Annotated in this window: 19 protein-coding genes and 1 tRNA gene; 12 read left to right on the plus strand and 8 right to left on the minus strand. The window is 66.4% G+C overall.

Annotation, left to right across the window (positions count from 1 at the left end; all coding sequences use genetic code 11):
- Positions 1-10 precede the first annotated feature (10 nt).
- The gene (locus tag AC1AYD_RS06885; protein WP_476544869.1) at positions 11-439 is read right to left on the minus strand and encodes a metallopeptidase family protein; all 429 of its coding nucleotides are present in this window, start codon (positions 437-439) and stop codon (positions 11-13) included.
- A gap of 111 nt (positions 440-550) precedes the next feature.
- Between AC1AYD_RS06885 and AC1AYD_RS06890 the strand changes: the two genes are divergently transcribed.
- The gene (locus AC1AYD_RS06890; RefSeq protein WP_476544870.1) at positions 551-1,360 is read left to right on the plus strand and encodes an HAD-IIB family hydrolase; all 810 of its coding nucleotides are present in this window, start codon (positions 551-553) and stop codon (positions 1,358-1,360) included.
- 10 nt (positions 1,361-1,370) lie between these two features.
- Positions 1,371-2,129: a ComF family protein gene (locus AC1AYD_RS06895; RefSeq protein WP_476502156.1), complete on the plus strand. Its 759-nt coding sequence runs from the start codon at positions 1,371-1,373 to the stop codon at positions 2,127-2,129.
- Here the strand turns inward: AC1AYD_RS06895 and AC1AYD_RS06900 are convergent.
- The 3 genes from AC1AYD_RS06900 to glgB are packed head-to-tail and all read right to left on the minus strand — an operon-like array spanning position 2,098 to position 6,212.
- Positions 2,098-3,165, minus strand: a complete 1,068-nt coding sequence (locus tag AC1AYD_RS06900; protein WP_476502205.1) for a sensor histidine kinase — start codon at positions 3,163-3,165, stop codon at positions 2,098-2,100. The two genes, AC1AYD_RS06895 and AC1AYD_RS06900, sit on opposite strands and share 32 nt — an antisense overlap.
- A 39-nt stretch (positions 3,166-3,204) precedes the next feature.
- Positions 3,205-3,930, minus strand: a complete 726-nt coding sequence (locus AC1AYD_RS06905) for a response regulator transcription factor (protein ID WP_476502157.1) — start codon at positions 3,928-3,930, stop codon at positions 3,205-3,207.
- A 50-nt stretch (positions 3,931-3,980) separates the two neighbouring features.
- Positions 3,981-6,212 (minus strand): 1,4-alpha-glucan branching protein GlgB, encoded by a 2,232-nt coding sequence (gene glgB, locus AC1AYD_RS06910; RefSeq protein WP_476502158.1) that lies wholly within the window; start codon positions 6,210-6,212, stop codon positions 3,981-3,983.
- A 140-nt stretch (positions 6,213-6,352) separates the two neighbouring features.
- Between glgB and AC1AYD_RS06915 the strand changes: the two genes are divergently transcribed.
- Complete coding sequence (locus AC1AYD_RS06915) at positions 6,353-6,949, plus strand: CarD family transcriptional regulator (RefSeq protein WP_034526438.1); 597 nt, start codon at positions 6,353-6,355, stop codon at positions 6,947-6,949.
- 80 nt (positions 6,950-7,029) lie between these two features.
- Positions 7,030-7,515 carry a 2-C-methyl-D-erythritol 2,4-cyclodiphosphate synthase gene (ispF, locus tag AC1AYD_RS06920; RefSeq protein WP_476502159.1) on the plus strand — a complete coding sequence of 162 codons (486 nt, stop codon included), beginning with the start codon at positions 7,030-7,032 and terminating at the stop codon, positions 7,513-7,515.
- A gap of 65 nt (positions 7,516-7,580) precedes the next feature.
- Here ispF and AC1AYD_RS06925 read toward each other — a convergent pair whose 3' ends face one another.
- From AC1AYD_RS06925 to AC1AYD_RS06935, 3 genes are all read right to left on the minus strand, one after another.
- Entirely contained in the window at positions 7,581-8,417 is an 837-nt protein-coding gene (locus tag AC1AYD_RS06925; RefSeq protein WP_476544871.1) for a metal ABC transporter permease, read from the minus strand.
- A complete protein-coding gene (locus AC1AYD_RS06930) occupies positions 8,414-9,313 on the minus strand; it encodes an ABC transporter ATP-binding protein (RefSeq protein ID WP_476502161.1) in 900 nt (299 codons plus the stop codon). The genes AC1AYD_RS06925 and AC1AYD_RS06930 overlap by 4 nt, the downstream gene beginning before the upstream one ends.
- Before the next feature lie 119 nt (positions 9,314-9,432).
- Positions 9,433-10,539 (minus strand): metal ABC transporter solute-binding protein, Zn/Mn family, encoded by a 1,107-nt coding sequence (locus AC1AYD_RS06935; RefSeq protein WP_476502162.1) that lies wholly within the window; start codon positions 10,537-10,539, stop codon positions 9,433-9,435.
- Positions 10,540-10,659: 120 nt separating this feature from the next.
- Between AC1AYD_RS06935 and AC1AYD_RS06940 the strand changes: the two genes are divergently transcribed.
- The 6 genes from AC1AYD_RS06940 to pyk all read left to right on the plus strand — a co-directional run bounded on the left by AC1AYD_RS06940 (position 10,660) and on the right by pyk (position 18,921).
- Positions 10,660-11,553, plus strand: a complete 894-nt coding sequence (locus AC1AYD_RS06940; RefSeq protein WP_476502163.1) for a bifunctional methylenetetrahydrofolate dehydrogenase/methenyltetrahydrofolate cyclohydrolase — start codon at positions 10,660-10,662, stop codon at positions 11,551-11,553.
- Positions 11,554-11,681: 128 nt separating this feature from the next.
- Positions 11,682-13,154, plus strand: a complete 1,473-nt coding sequence (gene rpsA, locus AC1AYD_RS06945) for a 30S ribosomal protein S1 (RefSeq protein ID WP_476502164.1) — start codon at positions 11,682-11,684, stop codon at positions 13,152-13,154.
- A 155-nt stretch (positions 13,155-13,309) separates the two neighbouring features.
- The gene (gene coaE / locus AC1AYD_RS06950) at positions 13,310-13,975 is read left to right on the plus strand and encodes a dephospho-CoA kinase (protein WP_476502165.1); all 666 of its coding nucleotides are present in this window, start codon (positions 13,310-13,312) and stop codon (positions 13,973-13,975) included.
- The gene (gene uvrB, locus AC1AYD_RS06955; protein WP_476502166.1) at positions 13,975-16,086 is read left to right on the plus strand and encodes an excinuclease ABC subunit UvrB; all 2,112 of its coding nucleotides are present in this window, start codon (positions 13,975-13,977) and stop codon (positions 16,084-16,086) included. The genes coaE and uvrB overlap by 1 nt, the downstream gene beginning before the upstream one ends.
- Positions 16,087-16,203: 117 nt before the next feature.
- Positions 16,204-17,223 (plus strand): TerC family protein, encoded by a 1,020-nt coding sequence (locus AC1AYD_RS06960; RefSeq protein ID WP_476532767.1) that lies wholly within the window; start codon positions 16,204-16,206, stop codon positions 17,221-17,223.
- A 255-nt stretch (positions 17,224-17,478) separates the two neighbouring features.
- The gene (gene pyk, locus AC1AYD_RS06965; RefSeq protein ID WP_476502168.1) at positions 17,479-18,921 is read left to right on the plus strand and encodes a pyruvate kinase; all 1,443 of its coding nucleotides are present in this window, start codon (positions 17,479-17,481) and stop codon (positions 18,919-18,921) included.
- 199 nt (positions 18,922-19,120) lie between these two features.
- On the opposite strand, the gene AC1AYD_RS06970 is transcribed toward pyk, so the two are convergent.
- Positions 19,121-19,194 (minus strand) — tRNA-Leu (locus tag AC1AYD_RS06970).
- 188 nt (positions 19,195-19,382) lie between these two features.
- Between AC1AYD_RS06970 and AC1AYD_RS06975 the strand changes: the two genes are divergently transcribed.
- Positions 19,383-20,174, plus strand: coding sequence for an ANTAR domain-containing response regulator (locus AC1AYD_RS06975; protein ID WP_476502169.1), 792 nt, complete (start codon positions 19,383-19,385; stop codon positions 20,172-20,174).
- 33 nt (positions 20,175-20,207) lie between these two features.
- A complete protein-coding gene (gene polA / locus AC1AYD_RS06980) occupies positions 20,208-23,054 on the plus strand; it encodes a DNA polymerase I (protein ID WP_476502170.1) in 2,847 nt (948 codons plus the stop codon).
- The last annotated feature ends 29 nt before the right edge of the window (positions 23,055-23,083 follow it).

Below are 23,083 nucleotides of genomic sequence, written 5' to 3' on the forward strand. Positions count from 1 at the left end.
GCCGCCGGGCTCACCACTCGAAATCCGGGTCGAGCTCCTCGGGGCGACGGCCGTACAGTTCGCCCAGACGGATGACGAGCTCGTCGCGGATCGCCCACTGGAGCTCCTCGCGGCCCCGCGTATGCGACTGCAACGGCATGCGGTACAGCACGATGCGCGCGGGCATGCCGTGGTCGGCGGGGAACAGGCGGGAGTTGATGCTCGGCTCCGACTCCCACGGCGCCGGATCGGAGGGCGGCACGTCCTCCACCGCGAACTGCACCGGCTTGACCAGTTGGGGCCACGCCTCGGCCAGACGGCGGATGTGCGCGGCCACCAGATCGTCGAACATGCCCGAACGGGTGCGGTACCGTGGCAGACGTGTGCCGAACATCGGCGTACGCATGCCACGGCCATGACGATTGCGGTATACTCGTTCATTCCAAGGGGCTTCAAGCATGGCACCCACTGTAGGCCATGCCGGCGGCAACCGCGAGGACGCGGCCGGCACAGGCATGGCGGCTAGGATAGTGCGCATGCGATCGCCGCATGCGACGGACAGGAGACGACGATGATCAGACCGTGGGACGACTGGGATCTCGACATGCTCTGCGCCCGCATGCGATTGATCGGCTTCGATCTGGACAACACGCTCGCCAACTCGAAGAAACCCATGGTCCCCGCGATGGCGCGACGGTTCAGCGAACTCACCCGCCGCATCGATGTGGCCGTCATCACCGGAGGACGCTACGGGCTCGTCGTCAGCCAGATCCTCGACGTGCTCGACCCCGGCGCCGATCTCGCCCGCCTTCACCTCATGCCCACGTCCGGAACCTGCTATCGGCGCTGGGAGCATGGTACATGGGCCAAGGTCTTCAGCCACGACCTCGACGACGACCAGCGTTCCCGCGCCCGTGAGAGCCTGGAGCGCCGGGCCCGCGAGCAGGGCGTCTGGTTCGAGAAGGTGTGGGGCGAACGCATCGAGGACCGCGGATCCCAGATCACCCTGTCCGTGCTCGGCCAGCAGGCGCCATTGGAGGCCAAGCAGGCGTTCGACCCGACCAACGAGGTGAAGGCGCGGCTCGCCGAGGCCGTCGCCGCCGACCTGCCCGACCTCAAGGTGCACGCGGGCGGCTACACGAGCATCGACGTGGCCGACCGGGGCATCGACAAGGCGTTCGCGGTGCGCGAGCTCGCCCGTCATCTCGGCGTCGAGGTGGACCGGATCGCGTTCGTCGGCGACCGCATGGAGCCCGGCGGCAACGACTATCCGGCGGTGCAGGCCGGGGCGATGGGCATCGCCGTCTCCAGCCCGGCCGACACCGTCGAACTCATCGACGGCCTGCTGGAGCGCCTGCCGAAGCCCGCCGCGGGACGGTAGGAGGCGTATCATGCGCGCCGGCACCGTGGCCTCGGACATGATGGGCCTGCTGCTGCCGCGCGGCTGTGCGGGATGCGACATGCCCGACGAGGTGCTGTGCCCCGCATGCCGGGCCTTGTTCTCGCAGGTGGTGATCGTGCCGTCGGAGGCGACGCACGTGCCGGCATACGCGTGTTCGGTGTACGAGGGGACGGTGAGACGCGCCGTGCTGGCATGGAAGGATCATGGCGACGAGGAGTGCGATCGTCTGTTCTCCCAGGCGTTGTGCACGCTCGCCTCGCGCGTCCCGGACGCGATCGGCGTCACGACGTCCGACGGCACGGTGGCGAGCGACATGGTGACGAGAGGCGTGGACGCCGGTCATGACGGTGACGACGGGCTGCTCATCGTGCCGGCGCCGTCATCGGCGCGTTCGGCGAGGCGCCGCGGCAGGCGGCATATGATGCCGCCCGCGCGCGCACTCGCCTCATGGTGCCGTGCGCGGGGCGTCCGTGCGCACGCCGGCAACGTGCTGACGTCGCGCGTCACGGGAGGCAAGTCGGTGGAGACGAAGGGCAGGAGCGGACGCGCGGCGAGGGTGGGCGGTTCCGTCATCACGGTGCCGCGGCCCCGGCGCGTCGACGGGCGGCGCGTGGTCCTCGTCGACGACATCGTCACCACCGGCGCGACGATGCGCGCCTGCGTGGCCGCGTTGGAGGAGGCGGGCGCGCAGGTCGTCGCCTGTCTCGCCCTGACCGCTACGCCACGGTATGATGCTTCGGCAACGTGATCTCGAAGTCGGCGCCGCGCATGTCGTCGACGACGCGCACGTCGCCGCCGTGCAGCTGCGCCGCCCAGCGCGCGATCGACAGGCCGAGCCCGGTGCCGCCCGATTCGGTGCCCGGACCGGACTTGCCTTTGACGAAGCGGCGGAAGATGTCCGAACGGGCCTCGGGGGCGATCTGCGAGCCGAAGTTCACGACGTTCGTCACCACGGTGTCGTGCGTCTCGTCCTCATGCACTTCGACGAGCACGCTCGTCCCGTCGGGGGAGTGCTTCAACGCGTTGCCGATGATGTTGGTGAACAATTGGCGCAGACGGTCCTGGTCGCCCTCCATCATGATGCCCTCGGCGGCCTGCATGCGGATGTCGTGCGCATGGCCGCCGTCGGCGATCTCCAACGGTTCGATCGTGTCGTCGAGGAATTCGCGGAAATCGAAGCGTTCGATCTCGAGGCTCGCGGCGCCGGCCTCCATGCGGCTCAGGTCGAGCAGGAACGCGATGAGGTCGCTTAGCCGCTGCGTCTGGTCGAGGATGCCCTCCAGATTCGCGGGCGTCGGTTCGGTGACGCCGTCGGCCATGTTCTCCACCTGCGCCTGCAGCGCGGAGACGGGCGTGCGCAGCTCGTGGCTGACGTTGGCGATCATGTCGCGGCGCATCTGGTCGGCGTGCTGGAGCTCCGCGGCCATCTCGTTGAACGAACGCGCGAGCTGGCCGACCTCGTCGTGGCTGGACTCGTCCATCGGCACGCGCACCGTGTAGTCGCCGTCGGCCATCGCCTCGGCGGCGTCGCGCAGCTGGCGCAGACGCGCGGTGAGACCGCGTGAGAAGAAATACGTGATGCCGAGCGCCACCACGAGGGTGAACGGCATGGCGAGCCAGCCGCTCCAGCCGAATTTGAGCAGGAACCAGCACATCGTGAACGCGATCGCCGTGGCGAAGACGAGCAGCGCGCACAATTCGAGCTTGAGCGAGGAGAATACGCCGAGCGGGCGCATGCGTTCACGGCATGCGCCCGCCCGGCGGGAGTCGATGGACTTGGTCATCGGCGTCATCGGTCGTCCCATGTTCCGGTCGTCTCCGGCTCACTCGCCCGATGGGGGCTCGAACGCGTATCCGACGCCGTGCACCGTGCGGATCATGTCCGGTCCCAGCTTGTGGCGCAGCGCCTTCACATGGCTGTCGACCGTGCGGGTGCCGGACGCGTCCACCCAGTCCCACACCTCCTCGAGCAGCTTCTCGCGGGTGAGCACAGACTTGGGTTTGCGCGCCAGCGTGGCGAGCAGATCGAACTCGGTGGGGGTGAGGTGTACGTACTCGCCGTTCACGCTCACCGTGCGCTGCGCCGGGTCGATGACCAGTGTGCCGAAGTCGAGGATCTTCTCGTTCTCGGCGTTCTTGGCGATGACCTTCGCGCGCTCGACGCGGCGCAGCAGCGCCTTGCAGCGGGCGATGAGCTCGCGCATCGAGAACGGCTTGGTCATGTAGTCGTCGGCTCCCGCCCCCAGACCGATCACCTTGTCCGCCTCGTCGTCGCGGGCGGTGAGGATGAGCACCGGCACCGGACGGGCGGCCACGATGCGTTTCGTCGCCTCGAGGCCGTCCATCACCGGCAACATGATGTCCATGATCACCAGATCCGGCTTCAACTGCGTGGCCGCCTGCACGGCGCTGGCGCCGTCGCCGGCCACGCGCGCCGTCCACCCCTCGGCGGTGATGCGCTGCGCGATGGCCGTGGCCAGCGTCGGTTCGTCCTCCACGACCAGCACCGTGCGCGGTGTGGTCTGTTGGCGTGCCGTGGTATTGAGCATGGTTGTTCTTGCCGCCTTTCAGCCGGTAGGTAGGGGGTGTTCGCCTTTCGTCACTCTTCTGGCTTCAAGAATACAGCGCCGAGCGCCGGAATGGTGAGTTTCGCCGAGGCCGGACGCGAATGGTATTCGCCGGCGTCCGCCTCGAACGTGCCGTTCTTGATGTCGGAGCCGCCGTACTTCTTGGCGTCGGTGGTGAACACCTCGGTCCACTTGCCCTCCTTCGGCAGCGGCACCTGGTAGTCGGACCACGCCTCGCCGGAGAAGTTCACGACCACGACGACGGTCTCGCCCTTGGAGCCGATGCGCATGAAGCTCAGCGTGTTGTGGTCGGCGTCGTCGCTGGTGAGCCACTGGAAGCCGTCGGGCGTGAAGTCCTGGCTCCAGATGGCCGGCGTCTCCTTGTACAGCTTGTTGAGGTCGGCGACCATGGACTGCACCTCGCGGTGGTCCTCCCAGTCGAGGCACGCCCAGTCGATCGAGTTGTTGTGGTCCCACTCGCCCCATTGCGCGAGCTCGTTGCCCATGAACGTGAGCTTCTTGCCCGGATGCGCCCACTGGTAGGCGAACAGGGCGCGCACGCCGGCGTACTTCTGCCAGCCGTCGCCCGGCATCTTGCCGTACAGGGAACCCTTGCCGTACACGACCTCGTCGTGGCTCAGCGGCAGCACATAGTGTTCCGAGTAGGCGTACACCATCGAGAAGGTGATCTCGTTGTGGTGCCACTTGCGGTTGATGGGCTCCTCGTGCAGGTACTCGAGCGTGTCGTGCATCCAGCCCATGTTCCACTTGAGGCCGAAGCCGACGCCGCCCTGGTCGGTGGGGGCGGTGATGCCCGCGTACGCGGTGGACTCCTCGGCGATCATCATGATGCCCGGGTTGTTCTTGTACGCGGTGGCGTTCGCCTCCTTGAGGAAGTCGATGGCCTCGAGGTTCTCGCGGCCGCCGTAGATGTTCGGATGCCACTGGCCGGGCTCGCGGCTGTAGTCGAGGTACAGCATCGAGCTGACCGCGTCGACGCGCAGGCCGTCGATGTGGTATTCGCCGAGCCAGAAGCAGGCGTTGGCGACGAGGAAGTTGCGCACCTCGTGACGGCCGAAGTTGAAGATGTACGTGCCCCAGTCCGGATGCTCGCCGCGGGTCGGGTCCGGGTCCTCGTACAGCGGCGTGCCGTCGAAGCGGCCGAGCGCGAACGCGTCCTTCGGGAAGTGCGCGGGCACCCAGTCCATGATCACGCCGATGCCGGCCTCGTGCAGACGGTCGACGAGGTACTTGAAGTCGTCCGGGCCGCCGAGACGGGAGTCGACCGCGTAGTAGCCGGTGACCTGGTAGCCCCAGGAGCCGGTGAACGGGTATTCGGCGAGCGGCATGAACTCGACGTGGGTGAAGCCCATCTTCTCGATGTACGGCACGAGCTTGTCGGCCAGCTCGCGGTAGCTGTTCACGTCCTTGCGCCAGCTCAGCGCGTTCATCTCGTAGATGGCGACCGGCCTGTCCATCGGGTTGGTCTTGGCGCGCTTCTCCATCCACTCGTCGTCCTGCCACTCGTGCGTCGACTCGACGACGACGGAGGCGTTCGCCGGCGGCACCTCGTGGGAGCGCTCCATCGGGTCGGCCTTGTCGACCCACTCGTAGTTGGCGTTGAGGATCTGGTACTTGTACACCTCGCCCGCGCCGATGCCGGGGATGAAGATCTCCCACACGCCGGAGGAGCCGAGCGCGCGCATCGCGTGGCGGCGGCCGTCCCACGAGTTGAAGTTGCCGATGACGCGCACGGCGTGCGCGTTCGGCGCCCACACGGCGAAGGAGACGCCGGTCACGTCGCCCATCGGGTCGGAGTAGCGGCGCACGTGCGCGCCCAGCGCCTCCCACAGGCGTTCGTGGCGGCCCTCGCCGAACAGGTAGGTGTCCATCTCGCCGACGGTGGGCAGGTAGCGGTACGGGTCGTCCTCGACGAACGGCTCGCCGCCCTCGTAGGAGACCTTCACGCGGTAGTCGGGCACGCTGTAGCCGTGCTCGGTCCTGGCGGAGGGCACGACGGCGATGAACACGCCGTTGTATTCATGCTCGGCCGGGTATTCGCCGTCCTGCGTGACGATGGCGACGGTCTTCGCCATCGGGCGCAGCACGCGGATCGTGGTCTGGTCGGCATGCGGGTAGTTCGCCATGTGCGCGCCGAGGATGGCGTGCGGGTTGTAGAACTCGGCGTTGCTGACTTTGTCGAGGTCACCCTGGTTGACGGGAACGGCGACGGTATCTTCATTGATGTTCGTGTTTGTAGCCATGCCCATAGTGTACGGCTACAAACGTTATCATCGCGGCTTTGGCGCGTCGCGCGAGCCGCGGTCGGCGACCTGCCGGCGTGTCCGGGGGTGATGGCATACTTTTTCAGGTTTTTTGTGGGTCTGCTTTCAGCGGAGGTTTCATGGGTTACAAGGTCGGCGATATGGTCGTCTATCCGCGCCACGGCGCGGCGAGGGTCGAGGCGGTCACCGAGCGGACCGTGAGGGGGGTCACCCGCGAGTACCTGCAGCTGTCGGTGCTGTCCTCCGACGGCCTGGTGATCAACGTCCCGGTCGACAATGCGAAGAAGGTCGGCGTGCGCGACATCGTCGACGCGAACGAGGTGGCGAAGGTGTTCGAGATCCTGCGCACTCCGATCGTCGAGAAGGAGATGAACTGGTCGCGGCGCTACAAGCTGAACGTCGAGAAGATCGCGACCGGCGACGTCAACAAGATCGCCGAGGTCGTGCGCGACCTCGCCCAGCGCGACGTCGACGAGCACGGACTGTCCGCCGGCGAGAAGCGCATGCTCACCAAGGCGCGTTCCATCCTCACCTCGGAGATCGCCCTGTCCGAGAAGATCGACGAGGAGGAGGCGCAGCGCCTGCTCGACGTGAACCTCGGCTACAGCGAGCCGAAGCCCGGTGACGAGAAGCATCACACCGAGGCGCCCGAGGAGGCCGCCTCCGACACGATGGCGCGTCTCGACGCCGAGAAGAAGAAGAGCCGCAAGCGCTGAGCCGCGGTTTGACGCGATTCGACGATCGACATCCGCAAGGCCCCCGCCAATGGGGGCCTTCGCATATCGGGAGGAGCACTATGCGTATAGGACAGGGATTCGACGCCCATCGTTTCGCCTCTGAAGACGACTCCCGCGAATTGTGGCTCGCGGGGCTTCGCTGGGACGGCGAGGGCAGCGGCATCGAGGGCGACTCCGACGGCGACGTGGCCGCGCACGCGCTGATCGACGCATTGCTGGCGGCCGCCGGACTGGGCGACATCGGTGCGCTGTTCGGCGTCGGCGCGGAGGCACACGGCACCGGCATGCACGGCGCGGACATGCTGCGCGAGACCGTCGCGTATCTTCGGGAACGCGGCTTCGCTCCGGCGTCGGCGTCGGTCGCCATCATCGGCAACCGGCCGAAGATCGGACGTCGCCGTGACGAGGCTGCCGTCGCGCTCTCCGAGGCCGTCGGGTGCCCGGTGTCCGTCACCGCCACCACCACGGACCATATGGGCTTCACCGGCCGCGGCGAAGGCCTCGCCGCCATCGCCACGGCCCTGGTCGAGGAAGCCGGGCGCTGACTGGGCGCGTGAACGGACGGCCGATGGATGGGGCGACGATGGGCGGGACTTCTTTATAAATAGAGTCACCGCCGCCGTAGCGCCTCCACGGCTTTGGCGGCGGCCCAGAACAGGGTGGAGATCGTCACGATGATGAAGCTCGGGGGAGCTGGGAACATCGCGGAGAGCACGAGGCCACCCCAGATCGAGACGAGGCAGATCGCCCCGGCCGCGACCATCGCCCTGAGCGGCGAGGAGGCGATGATGTTCGCCGCGGCCGCCGGCGTGATGACCAATGCGAAGATGAGCAGCGTGCCCACCGCGGGCACGGCGATCGTGATCACACCGGCCACGATCGCCATGAACGCGACGTTCATCCAGCCGATTGGCACGCCCTTGGCCTGCGCCACCTGCTCGTCGAGCGAGCTGAACAGCAGCGGCCGGTAGATGATCGACAGCACCGCCAGCAGCACCACGTCGAAGATCGCGAATCCGACGATCTGCGCGGTGGTGATCGTCAGGATCGAACCGAACAGGATTGACTGCATATGCTGCGAGGCCGAACTCGACAACCGGGCGAAGAACAGGCCGAGGCCCGTCGCGAAGGCGAGCACCGTGCCGGTGGCGATCTCGCGTTCGGAGACGCGCTTGCCGAGCGCGCCGATCACGAGCGCGCCGCCCAGCGCGAACACGCCGAGGCCGAGCGAGACGGGCAGTCCGAGCAGCACGGCCCCGGTCGCGCCGGGCAGGCCGATGTGGGCGAGCGCGTGCGCGGCGAACGTGGAATGCCGGGCGATGGTGAAGTAGCCCATCACGCCGGCCGCGAACGCGATGCACAGGCCGGCGAGGAACGCGTTGGCCATGAACGGCGCGGTCAGCGTGTCCATCCAGTTGGGGTCGAAGCTGAAATCGATGTGGCTCATTTCCTCGCTCCTTGAATCGTGGAGGCGTCGTGCGCGTGCATGTCGTCGGTGTGCGCGTGATGGTGCAGCTCCGCCACCTCGGCGGCCGTGTGCATGTCCATCAGCTGGTCCTTCGGCTCGTCGGGGGAGGGGGTGACGAACATGTCGCCCTGCGGCGTGGTCACGACCTGCACGTTCGTGCCGTACAGGTGGGTGAGGAGCTTCGAGTCGAGCACCTTGCGCATGTCCGCGTAGTGCGGGTGCCCGTCGAGCAGGTAGACGGCGCCGGTGAGGATCGGCAGCAGCATGTTGAGGTCGTGTGCGACGATCTGGATCGTCATGCCGAGCTCCTGGTTGAGGCGTGCGAGCAGGTGCGCGACGGCGCGCTGGGATGCGAGGTCGAGGTTGGCGAGCGGCTCGTCGAGCATGAGCAGTTTCGGGTCGGAGACGATCGCCTGCGCGATGGCGACGCGTTGGCGCAGGCCTCCGGACAGTTCGGACAGCCGGTATCGTGCCTTGTTGTCGATGCCGACGAACGCCATCGCCTCGTGCGCCTTGGCGCGTTGCGCGCGCGTGACCGGGTGGATGCCGAACCGCGTGCCGGTCAGGCCGAGCAGCACCGACTGTTCGGCGGTGAGGTTCGAGTCGATGTCCGACGTGTAGCTTTGCGGGACGTAGCCGATGACGCCGTTCGCCTCGCCGGCCGGCTTGCCGAAGACGGTGAGAGAGCCGTGCGAGAGCGGCAGCAGTCCCAGCTCGGCCTTCATCATCGTGGTCTTGCCGGCGCCGTTGGTGCCGACGATCGCGGTGACCGATCCGGCGGGGATGGCGAAGTCGCCGTGCTGCCAGATGACGCGGTCGCCGCGCCTGATCGCCGCGTCGCGGAAGACGATTGCGTCCTGAAGCGGTTCGCCCATGGTCGGGCCTCCTGTGGTCATGGATTGGGATTCACGAATCTACCGCAGGATTATCGCAAATGATGTTGACAACCGTTCTCAATTACGGGCGCGTCGATAAGGACCCGTCGTCCGCGCCGTTACTTGCCGGGGTCGGGTTGGGCGTCGCCTGCGGCGGTCCCGGCGGAATCCGAGTCGTTGGAGGAGTCGTCGGAGGAGCCAGAGGAATCAGAGGAATCGGAAGAGGACGATTCGGTATCGTCGGCCGTGTCGTCCTTGCCGTAGTCCGGGTCGACGGCGGTGAAGATCTCGTCGGCCAGCGCGCCGATCCAGTCGACGAGGGTGTCGTACCGCTTCGGCATCTGCTCGCTCACGTCGACGACCGGCACGTCGGAGCGCCCGGCCGTGCCGATGAGCATGTTCGTCGCGTCGGAGGCCTCCTGCGTGTTGTTGACCAGCACGTCGACCTTCTTCTTCTCGATGGCCTCCTGGAAGGTCTGCAGGTCCGCCGGCGCGACCTCGCCGCCGTTGGCGACCGCCTGCGCGTAGCCCTTCGGGGTGGCGTCGTCGAACGACATGTCGCTCATCAGATAGTAGACGACCGCCTCGGTCGCGCCATAGGTGAGGTCCTTGTGCGCGTCGGCGAAGTCGGCCATGCGCGCGTCGAGCTCCTTCTCGCGCGACTGCCAGGCCTTGAGATTGGCTGCGAACGTCTTGCGCTTCTTCGGCCGCGCCTTCGAGAACGCGTCGGCCAGCTCCTTGGCCATGCCGGCGCGCGCGTCCTTCGAGAACCACAGATGCGGGTTGTCGCCGTCCATCGCGCCCACGATCTGCGCGGCGGAGACGAGCGTCGAGTCCGGTCCGCGCGACTTCGTGGCCCACGTGTCGTATCCGGCGCCGTTCGCGACGACGATCTCGGCGCGGCTCAGTTTCGCCAGATCGGAGGTCTTCGGTTCGAAGTCGTGCGCGTCCACGCCCGTGGAGGAGAGGATCGATGTGACGTCGACCGCGTCGCCGCCGATCTCCTTGGCGAGCGACCCCCACTGGTTCACCGAGGAGACCACCTTGATGACGCCGGTCTTCGTCTCCTGCGTCGTCTGCGCGCCCGTGGCCGTCCCGCCGTCGCCCGCCGCCGTGCCGCAGGCGGCGCAGGCGAGGGTGAGCGCGGTAGCGACGACCGAAGCCGCGACGCGCCGCACGCTCCCGAACCGTCGTCCCGCTCGCCGTCCCAAATGTCCCACACTCATCGTCCGAACCCTTCCGCTCCTCGCCGCGCGTCCATATCCGTCTTCGGCGAAACCGACATGTTACCTAATCGTAGTAGCGTCCACCGCATCCCACGACACGTTAGGACAGAAGGAGTCGACATGCCCGTGAAACTCGACGGCAAGGCCGTGGCCGCGCAGATCAAGCAGGATTTGAAGGAGCGCGTGGAGCGTCTCAAGGCCGTGGGCGTCGAACCCGGCCTCGGCACGCTGCTGGTCGGCAGCGACCCCGGTTCGGTCAAGTATGTGGCCGGCAAGCACGCCGACTGCGCCGAGGTGGGCATCCGCTCCATCAAGCACGAGCTACCCGCCGACGCGACCTTCGACGACATCGCCGCCGTGGTGCGCGAGATGAACGAGGATCCGGCGTGCACCGGCTACATCGTGCAGCTGCCGTTGCCGAAGGGCATCGACCAGAACGCGATCATCGACCTCATCGACCCGGCCAAGGACGCCGACGGCATGCACCCGTACAACCTCGGCGAGCTCGTGCTCCACGTCAAGGGTGACATCGACACGCCGCTGCCGTGCACGCCGCGCGGCTGCATCGAACTGCTCAAGGCGTACGACATCGACCTGGACGGCAAGGAGGTGTGCGTGCTCGGCCGCGGCATCACGATCGGCCGCACGATCGGCCTCATGCTCACCCGCCGCGCCGTCAACGCGACCGTCACGCTGTGCCACACCGGCACGCGCGACGTCGTCGACCACATCCGCCGCGCCGACGTGGTCGTCGCCGCGATGGGCTCCGCCGGATTCGTCAAGCCCGACATGGTCAAGGACGGCGCCGTGCTGCTCGACGTGGGCGTCTCGCGCGTCTACGACGAGGAGGCGGGCCGTTGGCGCGTCAGGGGCGACGTCGACAAGGCCGCCCATGACAAGACGTCCGCCTACTCGCCCAACCCGGGCGGTGTCGGCCCGATGACCCGCGCCATGCTCCTCGCCAACGTCGTGGAGATGGCCGAGCGCCAGGCGAAGGCCGGAGGCGAGGCCTGACCGACGGCGACACGCCCGGGATTTTGGGCATGGCTGACTGTATTGTGGAAAGTCGCGTGTCCAATGGGCACATCCATAACTGAATATCGAGTAATTATCCATCCAACTATTGAGAAACCATTACCTACATGGCAGAGAACAACACTGAGGTCACCAAGGTCGCCATCAACGACATCGGCACCGAAGAGGACTTCATCAAGGCAGTCGATTCCACCATCAAGAACTTCGACGATGGTGATCTGGTCGAGGGTACCGTCGTCAAGATCGATCACGACGAGGTCCTCCTGGATATCGGCTACAAGACCGAGGGTGTGATCCCCTCCCGCGAGCTTTCCATCAAGAAGGACGTCGATCCGGACGAGGTCGTCGAGGTCGGCGACACCGTCGAGGCCCTTGTCGTCACGAAGGAAGACAAGGAAGGCCGTCTGATTCTGTCCAAGAAGCGCGCCCAGTACGAGCGCGCCTGGGGCGACATCGAGAAGATCAAGGAAGCGGACGGCGTCGTCGAGGGCACCGTCATCGAAGCCGTCAAGGGCGGCCTCATCGTGGACATCGGCCTGCGTGGCTTCCTGCCGGCCTCCCTGGTCGAGATGCGTCGCGTCCGCGACCTCACCCCGTACATCGGCCAGAAGATCCAGGCCAAGATCCTCGAGCTCGACAAGAACCGCAACAACGTGGTCCTGTCCCGTCGCCAGTACCTCGAGGAGACCCAGTCCGAAGTGCGCGAGACCTTCCTCTCGCAGCTCAAGAAGGGCCAGATCCGCGAGGGTGTCGTCTCCTCCATCGTCAACTTCGGCGCGTTCGTCGATCTCGGCGGTGTGGACGGCCTCATCCACGTCTCCGAGCTGTCCTGGAAGCACATCGACCACCCGTCCGAGGTCGTCAAGGTCGGCGACAAGGTCACCGTCGAGGTGCTGGACGTCGATCTGGACCGCGAGCGCATCTCCCTGTCGCTCAAGGCCACCCAGGAGGATCCGTGGCAGCGCTTCGCCCGCACCCACGTCCCCGGCCAGATCGTCAAGGGCAAGGTCACCAAGATCGTGCAGTTCGGCGTGTTCATCTCCGTCGAGGACGGCATCGAGGGCCTGGTGCACATCTCCGAGCTCGCCAACCGTCACGTCGAGAACCCGGAGACCGTGGTCAAGCCGGGCGAGACCGTGTTCGTCAAGGTGATCGACGTCGATCTCGATCGTCGCCGCATCTCCCTGTCCCTCAAGCAGGCCAACGACTCCGTCGACCCGGCCTCCGAGGACTTCGATCCGGCCATCTACGGCATGCCGGCCGAGTACGACGAGCAGGGCAACTACAAGTACCCCGAAGGCTTCGACCCGAACACCAACGAGTGGATCGCGGGCTACGAGAAGCAGCGCGAGGAGTGGGAGTCCCAGTACGCGGCCGCCCACCAGCTGTGGGAGGAGCACAAGGAGTTCGTGGCCAAGGAGCTCGAGCACGCGGAGGAGTCCGCTGCCGCCGACGGCCAGGGCCCGAAGGAGGAGAAGGTCGAAGAGGTGTCCAACTACTCTTCCGACAACACCTCCACCGGCACGCTCGCCGACTCCGATCAGCTCGCCGCCCTGCGCGACCAGCTGCTCGGCAAGTGAGTTCCGCCTCACGGCATGAGCTCACGGCGTAACGCCTGAAACGAAACCCGGTCCCGATGGGCCGGGTTTCGTCGTATCATCGGCCATCTCTCCCATGGTGCGGCAACACACTTTCTTCATAACGGCGGAATCAAGTCGTTTTCGCCTACCGCACCATGGGGGTTTCACCGCACCATGGGAAATGGGGAGATGGAGAGAAGGGGAGGAGCGTTTTCGTGATTCGGATTGGATTGACCGGGGGCATCGCGGCGGGGAAGAGCACGGTGGCGGCGCGGATGCGCGAGGACGGCGCGCTGCACATCGACTATGACGCGTTGGCGCGCGAGGTCGTGGCGCCGGGAGGCGCGGCGTTGCCGGCCATCGCGCGTGAGTTCGGCGACGACGCCGTCGCGGCGGACGGCACGTTGGACCGTGCATGGGTCGCCGACCACGTGTTCGGGCGCGACGCCGAACCCGGCGCGCGGGAGCGGCTCGACGCGATCGAGCATCCGCTGATCTACGCCGCGGCGGCGCGCATGGAACGCATGCATCCGGCCGCGGCCATCGTCGTGCACGACGTGCCGTTGCTCGCCGAGGTGATCGGCGACATCCCGTTCCGCTTCGACCATATCGTCACGGTCGAGGCACCCGTCGAGACGCGGATCGAACGCATGGTCGCGACGCGCGGCATGACGCGTGAGCAGGCCGAGGCACGCATCCGCCACCAGTCGACGCGGTCGGAGCGCGAGGCGATCGCCGACGCCGTCATCGACGCCACACAGCCGCTCGAACGCATGTTCGAGCAGGTTGATAGACTGGTCGCCGAATGGAAGGAGCAGTGATGGGGTTCAACATCCAGCGCGAGGACAGGCCGTTCGTCGTCAAATCGCCGTACCGGCCGAGCGGCGACCAGCCGCAGGCCATCGACGAGCTCGCCACACGCATCGAGAACGGCGAGAACGACGTCGTGCTCATGGGCGCGACCGGCACCGGCAAGACCGCCACCACCGCCTGGCTCATCGAACGGCTGCAGCGGCCGACGCTCATCATCGAGCCGAACAAGACGCTCGCCGCGCAGCTGTGCGCCGAATTCCGCGAGCTCATGCCGGACAATGCGGTGAGCTATTTCGTCTCCTACTACGACTACTACCAGCCCGAGGCGTACATCCCGCAGACCGACACGTACATCGAGAAGGACTCCAACATCAACGACGATGTGGAGCGTCTGCGCCACCAGGCCACCGCCAACCTGCTCACGCGACGCGACTGCGTGGTCGTCGCCACCGTGTCGTGCATCTACGGCCTCGGCACGCCGGAGGAATACGCGGGCCGCATGCTGCTGCTCAAGGTCGGCCAGCAGATCGACCGTGACCAGCTGCTGCGGAAGTTCGTCGCCATGCAGTACAAGCGCAACGACATCGCGTTCACGCGCGGCACGTTCCGCGTACGCGGCGACACGGTGGAGATCATCCCCGTGTACGAGGAGCTCGCCGTGCGCATCGAGTTCTTCGGCGACGAGATCGACCGCATCTCCACGCTCCACCCGTTGACCGGCGACGAGATCGCCGAGGAGAACGAGGTGCACATCTTCCCCGCCTCGCATTACGTGGCCGGGCCGGAGCGTATGGAACGCGCGTTGAAGACGATCCGCGAGGAGCTCGACGAGCGCGTCGCCGAACTCAGGAAGCAGGGCAAGGAGCTGGAGGCGCAGCGCCTCACCATGCGCACCACCTACGACCTCGAGATGCTCACCCAGGTGGGCGTGTGCTCCGGCGTCGAGAACTATTCACGACATTTCGACGGCCGTGCGCCCGGCACGCCGCCGCACACGCTGCTCGACTTCTTCCCCGACGACTTCCTGCTCGTCATCGACGAGTCGCACGTGACCGTCCCGCAGATCGGCGCCATGTACGAGGGCGACGCGTCGCGCAAGCGCACGCTCGTCGAACACGGCTTCCGCCTGCCCTCCGCGATGGACAACCGGCCGCTCAAATGGCCGGAGTTCCTTGAACGCGTCGGCCAGACCGTGTACCTGTCCGCCACGCCCGGCGACTACGAGCTAGGGTTGTCCGACGGGGTGGTCGAGCAGATCATCCGTCCGACCGGACTGCTGGACCCGAAGGTCGAGGTGCGTCCCACGGAGGGGCAGATCGACGACCTGCTCGCCGAGATCAAGGACCGCGTCGCCAAGGGTGAGCGCGCCCTGGTCACCACGCTCACCAAGAAGATGGCCGAGGACCTCACCGACTATCTGCTCGAACGGGGCATCAAGGTCGAATACCTGCACTCCGACGTGGACACGCTGCGCCGCGTCGAGCTGCTGCGCATGCTGCGCGAAGGCAAGATCGACGTGATCGTCGGCATCAACCTGTTGCGCGAGGGCCTCGACCTGCCCGAGGTGTCGCTCGTCGCGATCCTCGACGCCGACAAGGAGGGCTTCCTGCGCTCCTACCGTTCGCTCATCCAGACGATCGGCCGCGCGGCGCGCAACGTGTCCGGCACGGTCATCATGTACGCGGACGAGGTCACCGAGGCGATGCGGCAGGCCATCGACGAGACCGAACGCCGCCGTGAGAAGCAGATCGCGTACAACAAGGAGCACGGCATCGACCCGAAGCCGCTCATCAAGAAGATCAGCGACGTCAACGACATGCTCGCCAAGGAGGACGTGGACACGGCCACCCTGCTCGAAGGCGGCTACCGCAACGCCGGCAAGGCGGGCAACACGCATCTGGGCGTGCCCGCGTTCGACGCCGCCGAGGCGGACAAGCGCCATGAGGAGATCCTCAAGGCCGGACTGCCCGCCCAGGACCTCGCCGATCTGATCCGCCAGCTGAGCGAGCAGATGCACACCGCCGCCGAACAGCTCCAGTTCGAACTCGCCGCCCGTCTGCGCGATGAGATCCGCGATCTGAAGAAGGAGCTGCGTCAGATGACGAAGGCGAACGAGTGAGCCTTCGTAGCAGCGAGCAGCGATAGCGTCGCGAGCGTCGCAGGGAAAGCGAAGGCGAACGAGTGAGCCACGGCAACGGGGAAGAGCGGTCATAGAGATGCGTTAGGGTAGGGAATCATGGCCGAAACCCCTCTTGCATTTGAAATCGCCACGTTCGTGGTGCTTGCGTTGTTCTTCATCGTCGACCTGTTCGTCATCGGACGCAGGCCGCACGTGCCCTCCACGAAGGAATGCGTCCAGCACATCGCCTTCTTCGTGGTCATGGCGTTGATCTTCGGCGGCTGCATCTGGTATTTCGCCGGTTCCAAGCCCGCGATCGAGTTCTACTCCGGATGGCTCACCGAGTATTCGCTGTCCATCGACAACCTGTTCGTGTTCGTCATCATCATGTCGAACTTCGCCGTGCCGAAGCAGATTCAGAAGTACGTGCTGTCCGTGGGCATCACGATCGCGCTGCTCTTCCGCGGCGTGTTCATCCTCATCGGCGCGGCGCTCGTCAGCCGTTTCACGTGGGTGTTCTTCATCTTCGGCGCGTTCCTCATCTATACGGCCGTCAAGCTGGTCATCGGCGGCGATGACGACGAGGAGTACCAGGAGAACGGAATCATCCGCACGCTGCGCAAGGTGATCCGCATCACCGACGAATACGACGGCGAGAAGCTCAGGACCACCCATAACGGCATGCGCTACTGGACGCCGATGCTCATCGTGTTCCTTACCATCGGCACCACCGACGTGATGTTCGCGTTCGATTCGATTCCGGCCATCTTCGGTCTGACGAAGGACCCGTTCCTCGTGTTCACGTCGAACGTGTTCGCCCTGCTGGGTCTGCAGCAGCTCTACTTCCTGCTCGGAGCCCTGCTCGACAAGCTCGTCTACCTGCCGCTCGGCCTGTCCGTCGTGCTCGGGTTCATCGGCGTGAAGCTGGTGATGGAGGCGCTGCACGGCAACACGCTGCCGTTCATCAACGGCGGCGAGGGCGTCCACTGGGTGCCCGAGGTGCCCACATGGCTGTCGCTCGCCGTGATCGTCGTCGCGATCGGCGGCGCGGCTCTCGCGTCGGTCGTCAAGATGAAAGCGATGGACGCGGGCAAGGGATCGAAGCCCGCCGTGGAGTCCGGCGCGGACGGCGAGTGACGTCGGCGTGACGGCCGATCGGGGCCGACGGCCGGCGGATGATCCGTCGGCCCGGTGAATTCTACGAGAACGCTCACGGAATTCCCTGAAAGGGGATTTTCCGTGGGCGTTCTTTGTATTGCGGCGATTGGGCTGTGAGCGTTAACAACACACCGATGGGAAAACTGGAAGGAACGGGCGAAAGCTAGTACACTGTTCCGTGGAAAACGTAGGTCGTCCGGCCTGCGTCCCTTGCAATAGTTAGGAATAGGCAACATGCGCAAAGCCAAGATCGTCGACACCATCGGTCCCGCCACCGAATCCCTCGAGGGCATCACCAGCCTCGTCGAGGCCGGCATGGATGTGGCCCGTCTGAACCGTTCGCACGGCACCCCGGAGGACCACCTCAAGGTCTACAACAACGTGCGTCAGGCCTCGAAGGCCGCCGGCCGCAACGTGGCCGTGCTGGTCGACCTCCAGGGCCCGAAGATTCGCTGCGGCTGGTTCAAGAAGAACGCCGAGGGCGAGGACAAGGTCGAGCTCAAGGAAGGCCAGGAGTTCGTCATCACCACCGACGACGTCGAGGGCGACGAGCACATCACCTCCACCACCTTCAAGGGCCTGCCGGGCGACTGCCACCCGGGCGACCCGATTCTCATCGACGACGGCAAGGTCCGTCTCGAGGTCACCAAGGTCGAGGGCAACAACGTGTACACCAAGGTCGTCGTGGCCGGTCCGGTGTCCTCCCACAAGGGCATCAACCTGCCGGGCGTCGCCGTCTCCCTGCCGGCCCTGACCGAGAAGGACGAAGAGGATCTGCGCTGGGCCATCCGCACCGGCGCCGACATCATCGCCATGTCCTTCGTGCGTTTCGCCACCGACATCGACCGCGCCCACGAGATCATGGACGAGGAAGGCCGCCGCATCCCGATCGTCGCCAAGATCGAGAAGCCGCAGGCCCTCGAGAACCTCGAGGACATCGTCAAGACCTTCGACGGCATCATGGCCGCCCGTGGTGACATGGCCGTCGAGTGCCCGCTCGAGGAGGTCCCGCTGGCCACCAAGCGCATCATCGAGCTGTCCCGCCACTACGCCAAGCCGGTCATCGTGGCCACCGAGGTCCTGGGCTCCATGGTCCACTCCCCGGTCCCGTCCCGCGCCGAGGCCTCCGACTGCGCCAACGCCGTGCTCGACGGCGCCGACGCCACCATGACCTCCAACGAGACCGCCGTCGGCGAGTACCCGGCCGTCACCGTCGCCACCATGTCCCGCATCTCCGGCTTCGCCACCGAGCACGGCTTCGACCGCATCCCGGCCCTGAAGAACCTCGACATGTCCTCCACCGGCGCCGTCTCCTCCGCCGCCGTCGACCTGGCCGACAAGCTCAATGCCAAGGCCATCGTCGCCTACACCCAGACCGGCAACACCGTGCACCGCGTCTCCCGCGAGCGTCCGGCCGCCCCGATCTACGGCATCACCAACAACGAGCACACCTACCACTGGCTGGCCCTCTCCTGGGGCACCGAGGCCTTCCTGCTCGAAGAGGACTACCATGACAAGTCCCGCAAGGACCTCATGGTCTTCACCGACAAGCTGCTGCGCGACGCCGGCAAGGTCGTCGACGGCGACAAGATCGTCATCCTGAGCTCCGCCCAGGGCGAGCACCAGCCGGGCAGCACCGACTCCATCTACGTCCACACCGTGGGCGCCTGCGACTGATTCCATCAGCGCGGAAATGAGCCGATAGGCGAATTCCCGGCGTAAGCCGGAACGAGCCGGCGAAAGGGTCCCTTATCAGCTATCAGCGTCACGGCTGATAGCTGATAAGGGACCCTTCCTTTATGCCCACGTATGCCCACTGTGCCCGAACGAATACAGAAAATCCCCGCAACCATGAAGATTGCGGGGATTTCAGCCGTGCCCCCGGTGGGACTCGAACCCACACTGCGCAGATTTTGAGGCTGCTTCCTCTACCAATTGGGATACGGGGGCGTATCCGGTTATCGACGATGCCGTAAGGCACTCGTGACAATATAGCACATCGGCGCGATGCGGCGCACATGATGCGCGTCCCGCGTGGCGATTTCGTTCAGGGGAGGGCACGTCGTGCGGGCGGGCACTGGGATTATGCGTTAAAATCGCCAAGGATGACTTTGTAAGCATATGAGGAAAGGACTGGCATGGCTGCTAAGAACGCCGATGATCAGACTCCGAAGATGGAGCCCGTGCTGACCGAGGAGGAGCTGGAGGCCGTCGCGCAGGAGGCCGCCGCTCCCCGTGAGGAGGCCGCCCCGGCGGAGGCGGACGAGAACCGCAAGCGCACCGTCGTGGTCGCCGAGGACGAATCCGTGAACCGCATGGACCTCGTCGGCATGCTCGAGGACAACGGCTATGAGGTCGTCGGCGAGGCCGCCAACGGCGAGGAGGCCGTCGAACTGACGCGTGCCAAGCGCCCGGACGTGGTGTGCATGGACGTCAAGATGCCGCGCATGGACGGCATCACCGCCGCCGGCCTGATCTGCGACGAGAACATCGCCCCCGTGGTCATGCTCACCGCCTTCTCCCAGCCGGACCTCGTCAAGAAGTCCACGGGCGCCGGTGCCATGGCCTACGTGACCAAGCCGTACGAGGAGTCCAAGCTCATCCCGGCCCTCGAGGTCGCCATGGGCCGCTTCGCCGAGATCAACGACCTACTCGACAACGTCGAGCGCAGCGAGGCGAAGCTCAAGGAGACCAAGGAGGAGCTCGCCAAGGCGCAGGCCGACCTCCAGAAGGCGCAGGACACGCTGGAGGAGCGCAAGCTCGTCGACCGCGCGAAGGGTCTGCTCATGGACAAGGCGGACTTCTCCGAGCAGGGCGCGTTCCGTTGGATCCAGAAGACCTCGATGGACCAGCGCATCCCGAAGAAGCGTCTCGCCATGGCCATCATCGCCAAGTACGGCGACCCGAAGCCGGAACGCAACGAGCGCTGAGACGGGCCGAACGGAACGGACGTTCACGGATACATGGCGCAACAAGAATCCACGCCGACGCGCGGAACGCTGCTGGTCGTAGACGGCCATTCGCTGGCGTTCCGCGCGTTCTTCGCTCTACCGGTCGACAACTTCTCCACCTCCTCCGGACAGGCCACGAACGCCGTCTGGGGCTTCGCCTCGATGCTCTCGCAAGTCGTCGATTCGGAGAAGCCCGACCATCTCGCCGTCGCCTTCGACGTGAAGGGCGGCACCTTCCGCAACGAGCTGCTGCCCCAGTACAAGGGCACGCGCGACGCGGCCCCCGAGGAGCTGCTCACCCAGCTGCCGCTCATCCAGGAGATGCTCGCCGCGCTGGGCGTCACCTACATCGAGAAGCCCGGCTACGAGGGCGACGACGTGATCGGCACGCTCGCCACGATGGGCGAGAAGGCCGGCTACCATACGCTCGTCCTGTCCGGCGACCGCGACGCGTTCCAGCTCATCGACGACAACGTCACCGTGCTCTACCCGGGCCACCATTTCAAGGACCTCAAGCACATGACGCCGGACGCGGTCGTCGCCAAATACAAGGTGACGCCGCAGCAGTACCCGGATCTCGCGGCCCTGCGCGGCGAGACGGCGGACAACATCCCCGGCGTGCCCGGCGTGGGTGACGGCTTCGCCGCCAAATGGATCAACCAGTACGGCTCCCTCGACGCGATCCGCGAGCATGCGGACGAGATCGGCGGCAAGAAGGGCGAGGCGCTGCGCGCCAACATCGACCAGGTGATGCTCAACCGCAAGGTCAACGCGCTCGTGCGTGACGTCGACCTCGGCGTGACCGTCGACGACCTCACGTTCTCCGGCATCGACGCGGGACGTCTCGACGCCCTCTTCACCAAGCTCGAATTCGGCGCGCGCACCAAGAGCCGTCTGATGAAGACGTTCAACAACGGCGTCGCGCCCGTGCTCCCGTCCGGCGCGTCGACGGCCGCCGACGATTCCCCGACGCTCGACATGCCGCATGCGGAACGTGCGGCGGACGCCGCGTCCCTGCGTGCGTGGGCGGAGCGCCATCTGCCCGCGGCCGACGGAACAGCCGACGGAACGTCCGACGGAACGGCCGACGATCAGCCCGATTGGGTGCTGTACGCGTCCGGAGACGCGCGTCCGGGCCGCGCCGCGGTCGACGCCGTCGTGCTGCTCGCCGGCGGCGAGGCCATCGTCGTCGACAAGCCGGCGCTGGCGGACGACGGAATCGTCGACACACTGCGCGACGTGGTGGCCGCCCACGCGGGCACGATGACCGTCCACGGATACAAGGAGCATCTGCATCTGCTCGCCGCCGCCGGCGTCGCATTGCCGACCCCCGCGTTCGACACGAAGCTCGCCGGCTACCTCGTCAAACCCGACTTCCACGCGGATTCGCTCGAACAGGCCGCCGCCCAGTTCCTCGACCTCCATCTGGAGGAGCACGAGGAGGCGACGCAGGGTCTGCTCGACCTTGACGCGGGCGACGCCGACGAGACCGGCGGCGCCGCGGTGGACGGCGCGAACGACGGCGCGGAACCCGATCAGGGCACGTTGCGCGACGCGGCCATCGTCGCCGCGCTCGCCCGCGAGCTCAGGCCGCGCATCGCCGCGGACGACCAGTCGAAGCTCCTGACCGACATCGAGCTGCCCGTCTCCCGCGTCCTGTACGGGCTGGAGGCGGAAGGCGCGAAGGTCGACGAACGCCGCCTGGAGGACATGCGCGCCGGCTTCGCGGCCGACGCCGAGCAGGCGCAGCGCATCGCCTGGGAGAACGCCGGTTCGCGCGTCAACCTGCAGAGCCCCAAGCAGCTCGCCAAGGTCCTGTTCGAGGACATGGGCCTGAAGCCCACGAAACGCACCAAATCCGGTTCGTACACGACGAACGCGGACGCGTTGCAGACCCTGTACGTGCGCAACGCGGACGACGATCGGGCCAGCGGCTTCCTCGGCGCGCTTCTGCGCCACCGCGAGACCAACAAGTTGAAGCAGATCGTCGCCACGCTGATCGACGCGGTCAACCCGGCCGACGGGCGCATCCACACCACGTTCGAGCAGACCGTGGCCGCCACCGGGCGTCTGAGCTCGGTCGACCCGAACCTGCAGAACATCCCCAACCGCAATGCGGCCGGACGCGAGATCCGCTCCGCGTTCGTGCCGGGGGAGGGCTTCGAATCGCTGATGAGCTGCGACTATTCGCAGGTCGAACTGCGCATCATGGCGCATCTGTCCGGCGACGAGGCGCTCATCGAGGCGTTCCGCAGCGGCGCCGACTTCCACCGCTACGTGGCGAGCCTCGTCTACCAGCTGCCCGTCGACGAGATCAGCGCCGACCAGCGCAGCCACGTGAAGGCCATGAGCTACGGCCTCGCCTACGGACTGAGCACGTACGGCCTGTCCCAGCAGCTCAAGATCAGCCCCGGCGAGGCGGAGGGCCTCAAGAACAAGTACTTCGCCACGTTCGGCAAGGTGCACGACTATCTCGAATCATGCGTCGCCGAGGCGCGCCGCAAAGGCTACACGGAGACGATGTTCGGCCGCCGCCGCTACTTCCCGGGACTGAAGTCGACCAGCCGCACCGTGCGCGACGCCGCCGAACGCGCCGCGCTCAACGCGCCCATCCAGGGCACGGCCGCCGACATCATGAAGATCGCGATGATCCGCGCCGATTCGGCGTTGCGGGACGGCGGGCTGAAGAGCCGCATCATCCTGCAGATCCACGACGAACTCGTCGTCGAGATCGCGCCCGGCGAGGCCGAGCGGGCGACCGCACTCGTCAGGGACGCGATGGAGCACGCCGTCGCGCTCGACGTGCCGCTGGACGTGTCCACCGGCATCGGCGACGACTGGCAACTCGCCGCGCACTGACCCGCATCCGACCAGCACCGGCCGGCCGC

This window comes from Bifidobacterium sp. LH_426 (assembly GCF_056356875.1).